This window comes from Vibrio mimicus CAIM 602, from assembly GCF_000338875.1.
GTDB lineage: Bacteria > Pseudomonadota > Gammaproteobacteria > Enterobacterales > Vibrionaceae > Vibrio > Vibrio mimicus.
Map to the genome: position 1 here is coordinate 116113 of NZ_AOMO01000024.1, position 18747 is coordinate 134859.

At 45.0% G+C, this 18747-nt stretch carries 14 protein-coding genes; 8 read left to right on the forward strand and 6 right to left on the reverse strand.

Annotated elements, in window-relative coordinates; genetic code table 11:
• Nucleotides 1-19 precede the first annotated feature (19 nt).
• A complete protein-coding gene (locus D908_RS13565) occupies nt 20-2140 on the reverse strand; it encodes a methyl-accepting chemotaxis protein (protein WP_005523446.1) in 2121 nt (706 codons plus the stop codon).
• Nucleotides 2141-2338: 198 nt separating this feature from the next.
• Here D908_RS13565 and xthA point away from each other — a divergent pair, with 198 nt between their 5' ends.
• Nucleotides 2339-3145 (forward strand): exodeoxyribonuclease III, encoded by an 807-nt coding sequence (gene xthA, locus D908_RS13560; protein WP_005523447.1) that lies wholly within the window; start codon nt 2339-2341, stop codon nt 3143-3145.
• A 59-nt stretch (nt 3146-3204) separates the two neighbouring features.
• On the opposite strand, the gene D908_RS13555 is transcribed toward xthA, so the two are convergent.
• The 4 genes from D908_RS13555 to D908_RS13540 form a co-directional block, all read right to left on the reverse strand.
• A complete protein-coding gene (locus tag D908_RS13555; RefSeq protein ID WP_000347800.1) occupies nt 3205-3882 on the reverse strand; it encodes an ABC transporter permease in 678 nt (225 codons plus the stop codon).
• A gap of 2 nt (nt 3883-3884) precedes the next feature.
• Complete coding sequence (locus D908_RS13550; protein WP_005523448.1) at nt 3885-4625, reverse strand: ABC transporter permease; 741 nt, start codon at nt 4623-4625, stop codon at nt 3885-3887.
• Between the two features lie 110 nt (nt 4626-4735).
• Nucleotides 4736-5512 (reverse strand): ABC transporter substrate-binding protein, encoded by a 777-nt coding sequence (locus D908_RS13545; protein ID WP_000759081.1) that lies wholly within the window; start codon nt 5510-5512, stop codon nt 4736-4738.
• 158 nt (nt 5513-5670) lie between these two features.
• Nucleotides 5671-6441, reverse strand: a complete 771-nt coding sequence (locus D908_RS13540; RefSeq protein WP_005523450.1) for an ABC transporter ATP-binding protein — start codon at nt 6439-6441, stop codon at nt 5671-5673.
• 590 nt (nt 6442-7031) lie between these two features.
• Here D908_RS13540 and D908_RS13535 point away from each other — a divergent pair.
• From D908_RS13535 to D908_RS13525, 3 genes are all read left to right on the forward strand, one after another.
• On the forward strand, nt 7032-8573 hold the full coding sequence (locus tag D908_RS13535) for a DUF3360 family protein (protein ID WP_001286247.1): 1542 nt from the start codon (nt 7032-7034) through the stop codon (nt 8571-8573).
• A gap of 264 nt (nt 8574-8837) precedes the next feature.
• A complete protein-coding gene (gene pflB, locus D908_RS13530) occupies nt 8838-11114 on the forward strand; it encodes a formate C-acetyltransferase (RefSeq protein ID WP_005523451.1) in 2277 nt (758 codons plus the stop codon).
• Nucleotides 11115-11294: 180 nt separating this feature from the next.
• Nucleotides 11295-12281 carry a lipid A deacylase LpxR family protein gene (locus D908_RS13525; RefSeq protein ID WP_000836398.1) on the forward strand — a complete coding sequence of 329 codons (987 nt, stop codon included), beginning with the start codon at nt 11295-11297 and terminating at the stop codon, nt 12279-12281.
• A 2-nt stretch (nt 12282-12283) separates the two neighbouring features.
• Here the strand turns inward: D908_RS13525 and D908_RS13520 are convergent, their stop codons facing one another.
• A complete protein-coding gene (locus tag D908_RS13520; RefSeq protein ID WP_005523453.1) occupies nt 12284-14164 on the reverse strand; it encodes a methyl-accepting chemotaxis protein in 1881 nt (626 codons plus the stop codon).
• A gap of 295 nt (nt 14165-14459) precedes the next feature.
• Here D908_RS13520 and pflA point away from each other — a divergent pair, with 295 nt between their 5' ends.
• From pflA to D908_RS13500, 4 genes are all read left to right on the forward strand, one after another.
• Nucleotides 14460-15200 (forward strand): pyruvate formate lyase 1-activating protein, encoded by a 741-nt coding sequence (pflA, locus tag D908_RS13515; protein WP_000108738.1) that lies wholly within the window; start codon nt 14460-14462, stop codon nt 15198-15200.
• Between the two features lie 64 nt (nt 15201-15264).
• Nucleotides 15265-15930, forward strand: coding sequence for an energy-coupling factor ABC transporter permease (locus D908_RS13510; RefSeq protein WP_005523456.1), 666 nt, complete (start codon nt 15265-15267; stop codon nt 15928-15930).
• A gap of 120 nt (nt 15931-16050) precedes the next feature.
• Complete coding sequence (locus D908_RS13505; protein WP_000426111.1) at nt 16051-16551, forward strand: YfbU family protein; 501 nt, start codon at nt 16051-16053, stop codon at nt 16549-16551.
• 243 nt (nt 16552-16794) lie between these two features.
• A complete protein-coding gene (locus D908_RS13500) occupies nt 16795-18729 on the forward strand; it encodes a PrkA family serine protein kinase (protein ID WP_000021518.1) in 1935 nt (644 codons plus the stop codon).
• The last annotated feature ends 18 nt before the right edge of the window (nt 18730-18747 follow it).

Below are 18747 nucleotides of genomic sequence, written 5' to 3' on the forward strand. Positions count from 1 at the left end.
AGTGAACCTTACTTAAACATCAATCGACTTTGAACTGAGCAACCAGCGTTTGCTGTTCAGAAGAGAGTCGTGCAATCTGCTCGCCCACTTTTTCAGACGCTTCTGTTTCACGTAAGATTTGCGCACTCAAATCACGGATGTTCACCACACTCTCTGTGACTTGTGATGACACGGTTTGCTGATCTTGAGCAGCCTGCACGATTTGATGACTCATCTCGTTGATCGCATGAATAGCGGAGAATACGCGATTCAATTGCGTCACCGCATCTGCGACTTGCTCGGCAGTAACCTGAGCCGTTTCGTTACTGCCCTGAATGGCTTTCACTACTTCTTGTGTACCCAGTTCTACTTTACTAATCACAGTACGAATTTCACCGACGGATGCTTGAGTTCGACTGGCAAGATTTCTCACTTCATCAGCGACAACGGCAAATCCTCGACCTTGTTCCCCTGCTCTGGCGGCTTCAATCGCTGCATTGAGCGCAAGCAAATTCGTTTGCTCCGAAATGCCTTCAATTACACTTAAGATTTCAATGATGCCAGTATTATTGCGTGCTAGCTCTTCAACCACAGGCACAGCAAGACTCATTCGTTCTACTAGGGCATTCATTTGAGCTTGCGAGTGACGAATCACCGTATCACCTGTTTGTGCCGCGAGCTGCGCTTCATTGGCGGCACTTACCGCACGCTGCGCATTGTCAACAACATGAGCTGAAGTCTGAGTCATCTCTTCTGCCGCCGTTGCAACACTATCTACTTCTTTAAATTGGGCTTCACTGCTACGACGTGTGGATGCTACTGTGCTTTTCGCGTGTTCAGTGGTTTCTACCACTTGCCCCGTATTATCTACTACACGGCGAATGATCGGCTGCAATTTATCCATAAATAGATTAAAGCCTTGAGCCAGCTGGCCAATCTCATCAGAAGAGGTCACATTCAAGCGCTGCGTCAAATCGCCTTCCCCAGAAGAAATGTTTTGTAATCGTTCTGCTACTGCTCGGATAGGTTTGACTAAACGCATCGCCATCAAAGCGATAATCAGTAAACCGACCAACACCATAATGGTACCGACAACCAACTCACTTCGAATCCCACGTTCCAGTTGCTCAGTGAGTAAAATATCCAGCTGTTCCGCATCTTGCATAACGCTGCGGCGCGGCATTTCAAAAATAACCCCCCAGTTTTGATTCGCTACTGTGACAGGAGCAAATACCACCAACCATTCGCTATCTTCACTCCACTGAGTGTTCACTTGGCCCGTTTGCAACAAGGAATCCAATGCTGAATGGGTTAAATGCTCGCTTTGAAAAACACTACCTAGTGTGAGTTTTGGATCGTCACTGGCAACTAATACTTGGTTTAAGCTGACAATAGAGACCTTGCCTTCACCATCAAACAAATTGCTATCCGATTTTTGGGTGATGCCGATCAGCGGTGCGAGAGTGAGATCAATGCCATAAAAGCCAATCGCTACGCTATCAATCAAAATTGGTACAGAGAGGGAAGCGGCAAGATAGCGCCCAGTCTCAAGCTCTACCATTCTGGGCGAGGTGATACAAGGTGTCGCCTTTTCCAATGGACAAACAAAGCGCTCTTTATCCGAATCTTGTGTCAATTGCACTTGAGTCAGAACGCGGGAAACCACATTTTGCCCATTTTCAGCTTTTGTCCAATACGCAGCAAACTGGCCAATGTCGTTTGAGCCAACATAATCAGCATTGACGTAATTTGAGTCTTCGTTATCAAGCATGTTGGGACGAAATACCAAATAAGCGCCTTCTATCGTGTCAAAATTCAGCACTGATTTACGCACCATCTCATCTAATGAAGTACGCAGCACTTCGCTTTCACCGAAGTTCTCTTCCGAATTATTTTTCAAAAATAGGGCATTGGCAGCCAACATTTCGGCTCGATAAATCGCCTCACTAAGATATTCCGAGATTTCAGTGGCATTTAGCAAAGCCCCTGTTTGTAACAGTTGTTGTGACTTATCGATAACCGATTCAGCACTCTGCTGCTTAGCGGTTTGCTGACTGGTACGAGCGTTGTAGATCGAAAAACCAATCAACGCGAGAGAAGTAAAAACTAGACAAAGCCCAGCAAGTAGTGTGATTTTCCACTGAACTGAAATTTGGCGCATACAACATCCTTCTGTTTGCGTTTTAGACATGGAAATATAGAGATAGAACTAAAAATAAGTCTAACCCCCATTTTAAACAACATTTTTATTACTTTTGTTTTACCAAAATTACAAACTATCGAACCACAAACGCTTCACACTTGTGATCGCGAGCTTAGGTGATAACATCACCCCCTAAGTCAACCAAAAGGAATCGCAATGAAAGTCATTAGTTTCAATATCAATGGACTCAGAGCCAGATTGCACCAATTGCAAGCCCTAATCGATAAACACCAACCCGATGTGATTGGTTTGCAAGAAATCAAAGTCCATGATGAGGCGTTTCCTCGCCAAGAAGTCGAGGCTATGGGTTATCAAGTTTTTTTCCACGGCCAGAAAGCTCATTATGGTGTAGCTATTTTATGTAAGCAGACGCCTGTGGAAGTCATTAAAGGTTTCCCAACTGACAGTGAAGAACACCAAAAACGCATGATCATGGCGACATTTGCCGACAAAGATGGCAATAAAACCACGATTCTTAACGGTTATTTCCCTCAAGGCGACAACGTAGAACACGAAACCAAATTTCCATATAAACGCCAGTTTTACCGTGACTTAATGACTTATCTGCGTGAACACCGTAGCAATACAGAACGTCTGGTTGTTATGGGTGACATCAATATCAGCCCACTCGATCTGGATATTGGTATCGGTGAAGCCAACCGCAAACGCTGGTTACAAACCGGAAAATGTTCATTCCAACCTGAAGAACGCGAATGGCTGCAAACCTTGATGGATTGGGGACTGGTTGACACTTTCCGTCAACTCCATCCAGAAGTTAGCGATCAGTTTTCGTGGTTTGATTACCGTTCACGTGGCTTTGATGACAACCGAGGCCTGCGTATTGATGTGATTTTAGCAACGCCGACGCTTGCCGAAACCTGTCAAGAAGCCGGGATCGATTATGAATTACGCGGTATCGACAAACCTTCTGATCACGCACCAATCTGGGCAACATTCAAGTAATCCATTTGCCCATAGTAGTTAAAGTTAAATCCCCATCGATTAGCGATGGGGATTTTTATTCAGCTCAATGGTCTTAAATAAGCCAGAAACCGCTTTTCAGCCTGCTTAAAGCACCACAAGATGATGAATGTCAGTGCCATATAAAACAGTCCTGCACTCAAGAAGGCTTCAAATGGCGCATAGTAACGGGAGTTCACTAAACGGGCTGCCCCAGTTAAATCCATAATGGTGACTATCCCCGCAACCGCACTTCCGTGTAGCATGAAAATCACTTCATTACTGTAAGCGGGTAATGCACGTCGCAGCGCGCTAGGCAGAATAATTCTCTTATACGTCTGCAAGCGGCTCATTCCATAGGCTTTTGCTGCTTCGACTTCACCTTTTGGTAAACCATTGATCGCACCGCGAATGATTTCCGCTGTGTAGGCCGATGTATTCAAAATAAAAGCGACTAAAGCACAGAACCATGCGTGTTCCCATAAGGTTCCTTTAACCGGAAACCATTGATCCATACCGTAATAAATCAGATATAACTGCACCAAAAGTGGCGTTCCGCGCAAAAAGTAGATGTAACCCCAAGCAGGATAGCTCAGCAGCTTCTGTTTGCTATTTCTGGCAATGGCCAAAGGGATAGCACACATCAAGCCTATAACTAAGGAAAGGCTGACTAGCCATACCGTGGTCCATAAGCCGCTTAAGTAAACGGGTAAACTTTCGATGATCAGAGAAAAATCCATGTTTACCTCGTATGTATACTGAATCTACGTTCTATCAGTTTGAGTAAACCGGTAGACACACTGGTAAAAAACAAGAAGATAATGGCCACTGCCATGTAGAACGTAAACGGCATTTTGGTCGAGCCTGCAGCTAATGAGCTGATACGCACCATATCTTCAAGGCCGATAATTGAGACTAACGCTGTGGTTTTTAGCAGCACTAACCAGTTATTTCCAAACCCAGGTATCACGTGACGAATCATCTGCGGCAACAAAATACGGCGAAAACTCATCGAAGAACTCATACCGTAGGCTTTCGCCGCTTCTAGCTCACCTTTATCAACCGCGAGAATCGCACCACGAAATGTTTCCGCCATATAGGCACCGAAAATGAACCCTATGGTCAGCACCCCAGCAACAAACGGACTCACGTCGATATAGTCCGGCAAGTAAGATACCCACTCATGGTTGGGATCTCGTTCGGTAAACCATTGGTTGAGAAACTCATTGAAGCTACTGAGTCCATTATTCAACAGTATTTGACCACCGAAGAAAATCAGCATCATCAGTACTAAATCAGGAATACCACGGATGATAGTGGTATAGAGTGTTGCTATCCAACGTGCCCAGCGGTATGGCGCCATCTTCGCCAAAGCCCCAAGCATACCCAACACCACAGCCAGTAGCAGTGAGAGTAGTGCAACCTCAATTGTGACGAGCGCCCCTTTAGCAATCGAGGCCTCATAACCTTGCAAATCCAGCATACTCGTTCCCTGTGGGTAAAGACCGGATTGTTGGTGACATCAGGAACGAGCGGCCAACAATCCGGTTGCAGGAAGTTAAAAGCTATCCTTGAATATGACTTCTCTGCGAATTAATCGCCGTACACGTCATATTTGAAGTATTTCGCTTCAATTTGCTGATAAATGCCCTTTTCACGCAGTGAAGTGATCGCAGCGTTGAGCTTTTCGGTCAAATCTTTATCTTGCTTACGAACGGCAATACCAAAACCTTCACCGAACCATTTAGGATCAGTCAGTGAAGGGCCAACAAATTCATAAGCATCACCACCCGCCTTGTTCAGTACGCCTTCTTCGAGTGCCGAAGCGTCACCCAACACGGCAGCAATACGACCGTTCGCCAAATCTAGATATGCTTCATCGAACGAGCCATAACGAACGATATCTACAGAATCGCCATAGTTATCGGAGATGTATTTGTCATGTGTCGTCGCACGTTGCACACCGATTTTCACACCTTTTAAACCTTCTTTAGTAAAAGCAAGGTTCGCACCTTTTTTGGCAATGTACTTGTTTGGAATAAGGGCATATTTCCCCGTGAAATCGACCTTTTTCTTACGCTCTTCAGTAATCGACATTGCAGCAATAATCGCATCGTACTTCCGAGCTAAAAGTGAAGGGATAATGCCATCCCAATCTTGCGGCACAATTTTGCACTCGACTTTCATCTCAGTACACAGCGCATTAGCCATGTCCACATCAAATCCTTTGAGTGAACCATCTGCTTCCGTCCAACTGAATGGAGGGTAAGCGCCTTCAATACCAAAACGCACCGTTTTCCATTCTTTAGCTTGCGTTACACCACTGATTGTTGTCGCGATTAAGGCTGTAGCAACTAACCACTTCTTCATATCCATACTCCTGTGATTGTTTGTCTTTATGTTGTGTTTACTATTGAGTTTATTGTTGTGTTCAGTCATCGATTTCGATTAACAAGCAAGACTTTGTTCTGCGCTAAACAGAGCCAAACCCGTGCTGAAACATTCATCGCCCGATGTTGTTTTAATGCTTAATAAATAGACGAAACAAACTGTTTTAACCGTTCTGAATCGGGATTTTTAAACAATTTTTCCGGCTTACCCTGCTCTTCCACTTTTCCTTGGTGCAAGAACATCACATGATTTGAGACATCACGAGCAAAAGCCATTTCGTGAGTGACCACCAGCATAGTGCGGCCCTCTTCAGCCAGATCTCGCATAACGCCTAATACTTCCCCAACTAACTCAGGATCGAGTGCAGAAGTCGGTTCATCAAACAACATGACTTCAGGCTCAACGGCAAGAGCCCTTGCAATAGCGGCACGTTGTTGCTGGCCACCGGAAAGATGGCCTGGGTAATAATCTTTGCGCTCGTAGAGCCCCACTTTCTGCAATAAACGTTCGGCCTGTTCAATGGCTCGAGCTTTAGGCACTCCCAACACATGAACAGGCGCTTCAATGACGTTTTCTAGCACGGTCATATGTGACCACAGGTTAAAGCTCTGAAACACCATAGCTAAGCGCGAACGAATACGTTGAACTTGTTTCTCTTTGGCGGGTTGTACTATGCCTTGACGTGAGGTTTTCATTTGGATCAGTTCACCTTTGACCCAAATCTCACCAGAAGTTGGCGTTTCTAATAAATTGATACAACGAAGAAAGGTACTTTTGCCAGAACCTGACGAGCCAATAATGGAGATGACATCGCCTTTACGTGCCTGAAGGGAGATCCCTTTCAGCACTTCATTCTGCCCAAAAGTTTTGTGTAGGTTTTTAATTTCAAGCGCGGGTACATCCGTCATGCGCTAACGCTCCCTGTTTAAATCGATGAACTTCACTGTTCATTTTTGGAACAAGCTAACACTCAACCCAAGCCAGCGCAACAAATTATTAACCCACAAAATATGACTGAAAAGTTATTTAATTTGCAGATTAATGCACCAATGAGTGAATAAATCTTAAAAAACGAAATAAGCAGTCATTTTTGCAATAATTATTTATTAATAATTTTTTAACAAAATCACATATCAGCTACAGCCTTGCTTTTATTGACTGATATTTCCTTAGTTTTTATGCGCCATTTTCCGCACTAAAAAACGTAATAAAACTCGCAATATGAAAAAATATTTCAAATTAAATCTGACCTATGTGTCTGATATCACTAGGCATGTGTAGTTTTCTTTCATATCTATTCTTAAAGTGATCAAGATCAATCGTCCTTATTGATAAGCACGTTAAACTCGCCGCAAATATAAGGTCATCATAATGATCAGTATTTGTGTTAGAGGTGGCACATTTGACTCGTGTCAGAAACACTTCAACACTTTATTCATTCATGCAATGAAACAGTATTCACAACTGAATTACTTACTTTTACAAATATGAGGAATCTATGTCAGACGTTATGAACAAAGAGCGCTCAGACATTGAGACGAAAAGCTACCAGGAGCTTCACCGTCCTGCGTCTGAGTTTGCGACTCGCTCAGAATATCTGGATCATGAACTGCAAATCATGAAGCCACGACGCTTTGGTCTCAACTTACCTGGGCGAGATTTCCGCTTTGAGCTAGAGGATTTAGTTCCTGCTCTGGCTGGTACTATCGGCATTATCTCAATGTACTCCGCGGTAATGATGTCTTGGGCTGACGGCCTGACTCAAGCGTGGGATCACATTAACTTGGGTAAAGAATTTGCTATCGAAGTTGCTCGTGTAGAAATGCTTTTCCCTGCTCTTTTCTTCTGTGTGATTGCTTCTGGTTTCCTCAACCCTAGAGCTAACCTTGCGGGTAACCACGGTCCGATGATTCCTTTGATCGGCTCTATTGCTCTGGCCGGCGCTCACCCTCTTGCTCTTGCTATTCTTCTTGGCGTTTTCGGTCTTCTGCTCAGCTACTTCAAAGGGGGTTCCAAACTGGTTAACCTCACCTCTGAAGGTACGGCCGGTGGTTTGCTTATCTTCCTCGGTTTTACCGGAACCATGAGCCAAATCACCTCGATACAAGAGTGGGCGGTAGGCCTTCAATCCGCGGATATTGCGGCAGGCAGCATGGGTTACATTGGTTTAGTGGTACTGGGTGTAAACATTGTGATTTACGCGCTACTGGCCAAATTTAACCTGCGTTGGCTGGCCATTCCTGTGTGTGCCTTTACAGGTCTAGTTATTGCGCTCGCATTGGGTGCAGGTTTCGACTTGAAATTTGAAACTCAAATGGGCTTACCTAACCTGAACCCAGTTTACTGGTGGGGCAGCACTGAACAGGGTTGGATGTTGGGTATGCCAACACTACAACACTTCATCGCTTCACTACCATTTGCCATTCTTGCGGTTGCGATGTGGTCACCAGACTTCCTTGGTCACCGTATCTTCCAAGAACTGAACTATCCAAAACGTACTGAAAAAGTACTGATGGATGTGGATGACACAATGACTATGTGTTCTATTCGCCAAATGGTAGGTACTGCACTGGGTGGTGGTAACATCACATCATCTTGGGGTACGTACATGATCCCAGCAGCGATTGCGAAACGTCCAATTCCTGGCGGAGCTATCATCCTAGGCTGTTTGGTAATGCTCATTGCTATCCTTGGCTTCCCAATGGATGCTGCGGTATGGCCACCAGTAATGCGTTGTGCTCTGCTCGTAGGTGTGTTCCTACCTCTGCTTGAAGCAGGTATGCAAATGGTGAAAAACACCAAAGATTCACAAGCTGCGGGTATCTGTATTTTTGGTTCAGCTGTAGTAAACCCTGTACTGGCTTGGGCTCTGACCATGCTACTGGACAACAACGGTCTTATCGGTGACAAAGAGCGCGCAGCAAAATTGTCATTCATGGATAAAGTTGTGATCCCTGGCGGTGTGCTAATCATCTGTTTGATTGCTATGCTTGCTGTTGGCATGCTGGAAAGCCAATACGGCTTACAAGCTTGGTTGTAATAACCACTCTTTTTTGGGTAGCGCTGACCGCGCTACCCAAACTTTATTTTAAATTTTTAACTTTTATTGATTTAGTTTAAGGTTTACGAAAAATTTTTAGCGTAGAGTGGCTACATAAAAGGAACTAATAGCGATATCCATATTCAAACAGTATCTGATTGCATTTGAATATCGTTATTGAAGAGTGTACTGCTCCCTAACGGGATAGCTGGCTCAACGGCGAAGACAGTACGTGTTTTTTCTACTCATAAAGGTAGGTATGTCATGGCAGAGCAATTTGCTAAAGCTTGGGAAGGTTTTGCAGCAGGTGACTGGCAAAACGAAGTAAACGTTCGTGATTTCATTCAAAAGAACTACACTCCGTACGAAGGCGACGAATCTTTCCTAGTTTCTGAAGGTACTGAAGCGACTAACAAGCTTTGGGCTAAGGTAATGGAAGGTATCAAAGTTGAAAACTCAACTCACGCTCCAGTTGATTTCGATACTGACCTAATCTCTACCATCACTGCTCACGATGCAGGCTACATTGAAAAAGATCTAGAGACTATCGTTGGTCTACAAACTGACGCACCTCTAAAACGCGCTATCATCCCTAACGGTGGTATCCGCATGGTTGAGGGTTCTTGTAAAGTTTACGGTCGTGAACTCGATCCTCAAATCTCTAAAATTTACACGGAATACCGCAAAACACACAACGCTGGCGTATTCGATATCTACACTCCAGATATCCTAGCTTGTCGTAAGTCTGGTGTTCTAACTGGTCTTCCAGATGCTTACGGCCGTGGTCGTATCATCGGTGACTACCGTCGTGTTGCACTTTACGGTATCGACTTCCTAATGAAGGACAAACTGGCTCAATTCAAGTCTCTACAAGAGCGTTTTGAGAACGGTGAAGATCTTCAAATGACGATGCAACTTCGTGAAGAAATTGCAGAGCAACACCGCGCTCTAGGTCAAATGAAAGTGATGGCAGCGAAATACGGTTACGATATTTCTCGCCCAGCTGAAACTGCACAAGAAGCGATCCAGTGGACTTACTTCGGCTACCTAGCGGCTGTTAAGTCTCAAAACGGTGCTGCAATGTCTCTAGGCCGTACTTCTACGTTCCTAGACGTATACATCGAGCGTGATATCGCTGCTGGTAAGATCACTGAAGTTGAAGCTCAGGAAATGATCGACCACTTCGTAATGAAACTACGTATGGTTCGTTTCCTACGTACTCCTGAGTACGATGATCTATTCTCTGGCGACCCAATCTGGGCAACAGAATCTATGGGTGGTATGGGTCTTGACGGTCGTACGCTAGTAACGCGTTCAAACTTCCGTTTCCTAAACTCTCTATACACTATGGGTCCTTCTCCAGAGCCAAACATCACTGTACTTTGGTCTGAGCAACTACCTGAAGGCTTCAAGAAGTTCTGTGCGAAGGTATCTATCGATACTTCTTCAATCCAGTACGAAAACGACGACCTAATGCGTCCAGACATGAACTCTGACGACTACGCAATCGCATGTTGTGTATCTCCAATGGTTGTTGGTAAGCAAATGCAGTTCTTCGGCGCTCGTGCAAACCTTGCAAAAACGATGCTTTACGCAATCAACGGTGGTGTTGATGAGAAGCTAAAAATGCAAGTTGGCCCAGCAATGCCTAAGATCACTTCAGAAGTACTAAACTTTGACGAAGTGTGGAGCAACCTAGACCACTTCATGGATTGGCTAGCTAAGCAATACGTTGCTGCACTGAACGCAATCCACTTCATGCACGACAAGTACAGCTACGAGTCTGCACTAATGGCTCTACATGACCGTGACGTATACCGTACAATGGCATGTGGTATCGCTGGTCTGTCTATCGCAGCTGACTCACTTTCTGCAATCAAGTACGCGAAAGTGAAACCAGTTCGTGACGAAGATGGCGTAGCAATCGACTTCGAAATCGAAGGCGACTACCCTAAATTCGGTAACAACGATGCTCGCGTTGATGATATCGCTTGTGAACTTGTTGAAGTGTTCATGAACAAGATCCGTAAGCTAAATACTTACCGTAATGCCGTTCCTACTCAGTCTATCCTGACTATCACGTCTAACGTGGTATACGGTAAGAAGACAGGTAACACGCCAGACGGTCGCCGCGCAGGTGCTCCATTCGCACCAGGTGCAAACCCAATGCACGGTCGTGACGAGAAAGGTGCAGTAGCGTCTCTAACTTCAGTAGGTAAACTGCCATTTGCTCACGCAAAAGATGGTATCTCTTATACCTTCTCTATCGTGCCAAATGCACTGGGTAAAGATGAGAACTCTCAACGTGCTAACCTTGCTGGTCTGATGGATGGTTACTTCCACCACGAAGCAGGCATTGAAGGTGGTCAACATCTGAACGTTAACGTTCTGAACCGTGACACTCTGCTTGATGCGGTTAAGCATCCAGAGAAGTACCCACAACTGACTATCCGTGTATCAGGTTATGCAGTTCGCTTTAACTCTTTGACTGCAGAACAGCAGCAAGATGTTATCGCACGTACTTTCACTGAATCTCTGTAAGATTGAGTAAGTAAATTTAAAGCCCCGTATTAACGGGGCTTTTTTGTGTTTTACGCGTAGCAAATTTAATTTCTGTATGTCACTGCACATTTGTGCTCTTCTTTACTAGGTTTATTTTCTGCGATAGCCCATGATCCACGGGTTTTTCTTTTATCTCTCCAAGACATAGTTCACAAAACCATGAAATCGATTCGCTATTTGCCTTTACTGTTCATCAGTACTTACGTAGCCGCTGCACAGACACCCACTTTCACCCTAAGCATTGATAATGACGGTGTATTCGGGGTTGACCAAAACTACACCAACGGTCTGTTTCTTAGCTACACCTCGGGAGGTATTACTCCTTACTGGCTTTTTCAGCCACTCAGTCTGTCCGTTTGGGGCGCACCCAGCCTAGATAAATGGGAGTTTACACTCGGCCATAAAATGTGGACTCCATCCGATATCGAGTTGACCACACCGCAACCGAACGAACGACCTTACGCAGGTTATCTACACACTGAATTTAACTACATTAGCCTTAATCCACAGCAGTCTCAGCGTTTCAACCTGACTCTCGGCATGACAGGAGACAGCGCGCTCTCAGAAGAAGCGCAAAAGATAGTCCACAGTATTACTAAATCTGACGAGCCCAATGGTTGGGCATATCAAGTTGAAGACCAATTTGTTGGAAGCCTAGGTTATCGTTCACATTTCAATTGGGGTCGTTACCAAGCCATTGGCGGAACCGCATTAGAATTAGCGAACATCTCCGAAGTGAATATCGGTAATTTCCGCAGTGATCTTTCATCAGGATTGATGCTGCGTTGGGGTACTGATTTAGAAAACAACTTTGGTGCAGCGCAGATTTCGGTTGAAAACCCGTTCACTCCGGGAATGATTGGTGCCTCAAATCAGGGTTGGTTTGTATTTACTGGTATTGAAGGCCGTTATCGTTTCAACGATGTCACCATTGAAGGTGATAGACCGCTCAATGGTTTAGAGCACCCAGCTGAGTATTACCAAGTTCACGTTGAACCTTTGCAGGCCACAGCCGTAGTGGGGCTTGCTTTATATGCTCGCAGTTTTGGTGCAAGCTTGACCTTAACCGCTAACACCTCTGAATTTAAAGAAAATAAAGAGTCTTTTAGCAGTACAGGTAATGTCTCGCTCTACGCTTTCTTCTAACGTTAAAGAATAAAACGTCGACAATCATTCTCTAAACTCTCTGCGCGTGTTTCCACTTCACTGCTGGTCGCGCGCAGTTGATTGTTATACGACTCTAACGCCTGCATTGCACTCGAAATCTGCGTCATACTCTCCGCCATAGCTTGACTGGTTGTTGAGAGTTCTTTAATCGACGAGAAAATCATCTCGGTCTGTGATGCTGCTTCATTCGTACCTTGAGTGATTTTTTCTAAGGCTTGCATTGCTTGATTGCCTTTGTTCTGCCCCTCTTCCATCGTCTGCTCTGATTGATTCATAAACAGAATCACTTCCGCACTCTCTTTTTTCATGGTTTCGATGGTGTCCGATATTTCACTCACCGCGTCCACCGTACGTACGGCTAAACTACGCACTTCGTCGGCGACAACCGCAAATCCTCGGCCTTGTTCGCCAGCACGAGCCGCTTCAATAGCAGCATTGAGCGCTAAAAGATTGGTTTGTTCTGCAATCCCGTTAATGATGTCCATTACCGAATCCACTTTGGCAGAAGCTTGTTCTAACTGTTGAATATGCGTCGCCGCCGATTGCAAAATCGCGCCAACATCACGCAAAGAACCAATCGCCACACTGATGATTTTACCGCCTTCCTCGGCCGCTAATGTCGAAGCCTTGCTGACGTTGGCAACGACTTCAAGTGAATGAGAAACTTGTTGAGTGGTTAAGCTCACCTCTTCAGTAGCAGTGGCAAGTCTTTGAGTTTGATCCATGACATCCGACTGACTTCGCACCAAATTATCAATCGCTTGATTCAAAGCCAATGCATCACCAGACAAAGCCACACTGCGATCTTGTACTACATGCACTAAGCTGCCGAGATTTTCACAGCTTTTATTCACAGCAAACGCCAGTTGATTGAATTCATCTTTTTTATTTGATGAGAGAGTTAGCCGTTGCGACAAATCACCTGACGAGAGTTTTTCCAACACTCGGCTAATCTGGCTTAAGGCTTTCGTCAAAGACATACTGACCATCATAAACAGCACTATGGTTAGCACAGCCAAAACCACACAAGCCACTAAAATGGACAGCAAGGTTTGTTCACCGGCTTTCTGAGCCAGTGTTTGGTAATTCACACTGATATCTTCAAGACGCTGCGCGGTAGACTCAATAACGGTTTGGGCTTTTGCTTCACTGCTCAGGAGTTTTTGTTCAATATCCTTTACCTGTTGTGAAAGCTCACTCACGCGCAGAAAAGCCGCCTTGAACTGCTCTATCTCGGCTTTATAAAGATCCAACATCGCATAAGATTGTGAAACCCCAACAAACCCAGCCAAAGCGCGATTAAACAGCTTTAGGTTTTGCTCGTTGGGTTGTAACAGATAATTTTGCTGCGCCTTAATCATGGCTTGGAAATCAGAATTGATGGTCACCATGCCTGTTTCATCAATTTTCTTTTCTATGGTGGTCGCTAACGTTTTTAGTTCAGCGAGTTTTCCGTCATCAACATTGAAGCCTAGTTCCCCCTTTGTCCCCAGCCACGGCTGCATATCGCTAATAAAGGCCTGCACCGATTGCTGTAATGCCTCCCCTTCGCTGACAAAATCATTATCGAGCAGGAAACTCTTGTCGCTCTCGACTTTTTGCGTCAACTCAGTCAACCGAGTTTTGATTTCAGACACTTTGCTTGAGGAAAGATGCTCACGCTCGGAGGCCAACTCAAACAGCTGTGCTTGGGTGGCGAATAAGGACGCGGAGCCCGATGTGATTTCCCCACTTTGTTGATACTGTAAATTCATTTTGGACAAGCTTTGCGCGGTAAATAACGACAAACCAACAAAGCCTAAGCAAAGAACAACGATAAATAAGGTGATTTTTTGTTTTTGTGAAAGTTGCGTAACATCCATATTTTCACTTCCTTCTGCTACTTCATCACTGCAAAGTGAACCAAACCCTCGGCGGCTGATGTCCGATTCCCATTCTTCTTGTTAAGAAAAGTTTAGACCCAGGAAACCTGACTTACCCATTTTTCACGGGAATAGATAACCAGTTCGATACTAAGCCATGATTAGGCTGCTTTTCTGAAAAGTCGCTAGCCCTTGCTACCACTGGCAAAGCGGTGAATTATCCGGGAGATAAACCTATTTAATCCCTGTTATTTGTAATAAAATAACGACCAAACTACATAACTGAGAAGCGCTCATGTCTACTGTTGGTCGAATCCACTCTTTCGAATCTTGTGGTACTGTTGATGGCCCTGGAATCCGCTTTATTGTGTTCTTGCAAGGGTGCCTGTTTCGCTGCAAGTATTGCCATAACCGAGACACTTGGGATACCCACACGGGCCGAGAAGTTACGGTTGAGGAAATCATCAAAGAAGCGAAATCTTACCGCCATTTCATGAATGCTTCCGGCGGTGGTGTGACGTGTTCCGGCGGTGAAGCCATGCTGCAGCCAGAGTTTGTGCGTGATTTCTTCCGCGCAGCGAAAGCAGAAGGCATCCATACCTGCTTGGATACCAATGGCTACATTCGTAAGTTCACGCCAGTAATTGATGAAGTGCTGGAAGTGACTGATCTCGTGATGCTTGATATCAAACAGATGAATGATGAGATCCACCAAGATCTGATTGGTGTTTCCAATAAACGCACTCTCGATTTTGCACGTTACCTGCATCAAATTGGCCAAAAAACTTGGCTACGTTATGTGGTCGTTCCGGGTTATACCGATGATGAAGCATCAGCGCATCAGCTTGGTGAGTTCATTAAAGACATGGAAAACATCGAGAAGATTGAATTGCTCCCTTACCACAAGCTTGGCGCTCATAAATGGGAAGCTATGGGTGAAGAATACCCATTGGAAGGTGTAAACCCTCCGAGCAAAGAAACCATGGATAAAATCGTAGCAATCCTTGAGCAGTATCACTCAAACGTAAAATACTGATTCAACCTCACGACGTTATCGTAAAAAATACCAACCTCAGGTTGGTATTTTTTAGGTAACTCGATTGGAATTAGCACAAATCGCTTCAACCATTGTACTCGTGGTCGTCTTGCTCTTCGTGAGAAAAGACAGCCAGAATGCACTATGGCCAAAATTTCGTGATGACAAATCCTTTCAGCATCTCACCTACTTCGTGATCCTTGGCTTGTTCTTACTTTGGTCAGCCCAAGCAAGTGTCAAAGAGGGGCTGAGCATTCATTTTCTCGCTTTAACCACACTCACTATGATGTACGGTTGGCGCAGTGCCTTTATTATCACCATACCTGTTACCACAGCTCTAGCTCTCGTTGGCAAAATGAGCTTTGCAGCCTTGCCGGAATATCTGCTTCTTTCAAGCCTGCTGCCGATATTGATCAGCTACTCGGTTTTCGCCTTAAGCTACCACTATCTGCCCAGAAATATCTTTGTGTTTATTTTTGTGGCGGGCTTTTTTAATGCCGGTTTAACGGGCAGCTTGCATCTTCTGGCCAACTCGCTCTATATCTGGCAGTTGGGAGCTTATGACTGGACGACCATCACGGATAACTATCTGATTTTTGTTCCACTGCTTGCCTTTCCTGAAGGTCTGCTCAATGGCATGGCGCTAGCGATTTTGGCCGTATTCCGACCTGAGTGGCTACGCGTGTTTTCCGATCGCGATTATTTGTATAACCACTATCATCGTCATTAAGCATGCTGTTTTTTTGTGCTTTCACTATTAAAACCGTGTTGAGATCATGTTTCACTCTGCACCAATGCTGTTAACCTTAAATCAGCAAAATAATAACTCTGATTTGAAGTGAGGCTTTTCATGGAAATGACTAACGCTCAGCGTTTGATCCTATCGAACCAATATTTCCTTATGTCGCAACTCGACCCAAACAACGCAAACAAATACAAACGTTTACAAACGATTGTTGAACGTGGTTATGAGCTACAAATGCGTGAACTGAACCGTGAGTTTGGCTGCCTGCCTGAAACCGAATGTCGTGAAATTATCGACATTATGGAAATGTACCATGCGATGCAAGAATCCAACCGCATGCTGGAAGATGCCGCACGTAAAGAAGTTGACCAACGCCGTCTGACTTTCCTTGGTTTTGATATGGCAACCGAAGCTCCGCTTGCGAACTATGTGCGCTTCTTGGTGGATTCTGAAGGTCTGTACCCACAATTTGATAAAGGCGATCACCATTTCAACAGCCAAATGCCTATGCTAGCGAAATACCGCCGTATGCTTACTACTTGGCGCAATTGTCCACGTCAGTACCATCTGTCGGCCAATGAATTGCGTCAAATCATGAACGCTTAATTCCCGCTTTCAGCACTTTTTTATTCTCTAAAGCTGGCTCTATGCCAGCTTTTATTTTGCGATTTTTCCATCACACATTCTCCTCTCTGCCTTCCCTGCTTGTCCTATTTACCCGAAATCACGATTTTGAAATAAAACCATAATTCTTAAGCAAAAGAGTAGATTACAGACTAGGCTTAAATTGTTAGGGATTTGTATACAGCGGTTGTATGTCGTCATGACATTTTCAAAGGGGAAACAACTATGAGTATTTTTGAACACTTTCAGGCACGCTATGAAGCCGCCAAGGATGAAGAGCTGTCCATTCAGGACTTTCTAGCTCTGTGTAAAGAAAACAAAAGTGCTTATGCCAATGCCGCGGAGCGCTTATTGCTGGCTATCGGCGAACCCGAGATGATTGATACATCCAAACACTCGCGCCTTAGCCGAATTTTTTCCAACCGAGTGATTGCTCGTTATAAAACCTTCGAAGATTTTTATGGCATGGAAGAAGCCATAGAACAGATCGTCGCTTACCTCAAACATGCTGCGCAAGGTTTGGAAGAGCGCAAACAGATTCTCTATTTACTCGGTCCTGTGGGCGGCGGTAAATCATCACTGGCTGAAAAACTCAAAGCTTTGATGCAACAAATGCCGATTTATGTGTTGTCGGCCAATGGTCAACGCAGCCCGGTTAACGATCACCCCTTCTGTCTATTTGATGTGAATGAAGATGGTGAACTGCTCAAACAAGAATACGGCATTGATCGCCGTTACTTACGTTCCATCATGTCACCTTGGGCAGCGAAACGCCTACATGAGTTTGGTGGCGATATCACCAAGTTCAAAGTGGTTAAAGTGCGCCCATCCATTTTGGATCAAATCGCGGTAGCCAAAACCGAACCGGGTGATGAGAACAACCAAGATATTTCCTCTTTGGTTGGTAAAGTCGATATCCGTAAACTGGAACACTTTTCACAAGATGACCCAGATGCCTATAGCTACTCCGGTGCACTATGCCGCGCCAACCAAGGTTTGATGGAATTCGTGGAAATGTTCAAAGCACCGATTAAAGTGCTACACCCACTGCTGACCGCGACCCAAGAAGGTAACTACAACGGTACCGAAGGGCTTTCAGCCTTGCCGTTTGATGGCATGATCCTCGCGCACTCGAACGAATCCGAGTGGCAGACTTTCCGTAACAACAAAAACAACGAAGCGTTCCTAGACCGGGTGTACATTGTGAAAGTGCCTTACTGTCTGCGCGTTTCGGAAGAAGTCAAAATCTACCAAAAACTGCTGGATCACAGTGAGCTATCCAAAGCCCCTTGCGCCCCAAGCACACTCGATCTATTGGCACAATTTAGCGTACTATCACGCCTGAAAGTGCCTGAGAACTCTTCCCTGTTCTCAAAAATGCGGGTCTATGATGGTGAAACGCTGAAAGATACCGATCCGAAAGCCAAAAGCTATCAGGAATACCGTGACTACGCCGGGGTTGATGAAGGCATGTCTGGGCTTTCCACCCGTTTCGCGTTCAAAATCCTGTCTCGCGTGTTTAACTTCGATCACTCAGAAGTGGCCGCGAACCCAGTGCATCTGTTCTACGTTATCGAACAGCAAGTCGAGCGCGAGCAGTTCCAGCAAGAAACAGCGGATCGCTACAATGAATTCCTCAAAGGTTACTTAATCCCACGCTATGTCGAGTTCATTGGCAAAGAGATCCAAACCGCTTACTTAGAGTCTTACTCTGAGTACGGTCAGAACATTTTCGACCGCTACGTCACCTACGCCGACTTCTGGATTCAAGATCAAGAGTATCGCGACCCTGAGACAGGCCAACTGTTTGACCGTTCAGCACTCAACAGTGAACTGGAGAAAATTGAGAAAACCGCGGGGATCAGTAATCCAAAAGATTTCCGTAATGAAATCGTTAATTTCGTACTGCGTGCACGTGCCAATAACAATGGCCAAAACCCAGTGTGGACCAGCTACGAGAAATTGCGCACTGTGATCGAGAAAAAGATGTTCTCCAATACTGAAGATCTGCTTCCGGTCATCTCCTTCAACGCTAAAACCTCATCCGATGATCAGAAGAAACACGATGACTTCGTCGCTCGTATGATGGAAAAAGGGTATACCGAAAAACAAGTCCGCTTACTGTCTGAGTGGTACTTGCGAGTACGTAAATCCTCATAGTGTGTATGCCGTGTAATG

Bases quoted from the DNA above. Each gene is read 5' to 3' on its own strand.
- D908_RS13565 (WP_005523446.1), bottom strand. From the start codon at position 2,140: ATGCGCCAAATTTCAGTTCAGTGGAAAATCACACTACTTGCTGGGCTT.
- xthA (WP_005523447.1), top strand. From the start codon at position 2,339: ATGAAAGTCATTAGTTTCAATATCAATGGACTCAGAGCCAGATTGCAC.
- D908_RS13555 (WP_000347800.1), bottom strand. From the start codon at position 3,882: ATGGATTTTTCTCTGATCATCGAAAGTTTACCCGTTTACTTAAGCGGC.
- D908_RS13550 (WP_005523448.1), bottom strand. From the start codon at position 4,625: ATGCTGGATTTGCAAGGTTATGAGGCCTCGATTGCTAAAGGGGCGCTC.
- D908_RS13545 (WP_000759081.1), bottom strand. From the start codon at position 5,512: ATGAAGAAGTGGTTAGTTGCTACAGCCTTAATCGCGACAACAATCAGT.
- D908_RS13540 (WP_005523450.1), bottom strand. From the start codon at position 6,441: ATGACGGATGTACCCGCGCTTGAAATTAAAAACCTACACAAAACTTTT.
- D908_RS13535 (WP_001286247.1), top strand. From the start codon at position 7,032: ATGTCAGACGTTATGAACAAAGAGCGCTCAGACATTGAGACGAAAAGC.
- pflB (WP_005523451.1), top strand. From the start codon at position 8,838: ATGGCAGAGCAATTTGCTAAAGCTTGGGAAGGTTTTGCAGCAGGTGAC.
- D908_RS13525 (WP_000836398.1), top strand. From the start codon at position 11,295: ATGAAATCGATTCGCTATTTGCCTTTACTGTTCATCAGTACTTACGTA.
- D908_RS13520 (WP_005523453.1), bottom strand. From the start codon at position 14,164: ATGGATGTTACGCAACTTTCACAAAAACAAAAAATCACCTTATTTATC.
- pflA (WP_000108738.1), top strand. From the start codon at position 14,460: ATGTCTACTGTTGGTCGAATCCACTCTTTCGAATCTTGTGGTACTGTT.
- D908_RS13505 (WP_000426111.1), top strand. From the start codon at position 16,051: ATGGAAATGACTAACGCTCAGCGTTTGATCCTATCGAACCAATATTTC.
- D908_RS13500 (WP_000021518.1), top strand. From the start codon at position 16,795: ATGAGTATTTTTGAACACTTTCAGGCACGCTATGAAGCCGCCAAGGAT.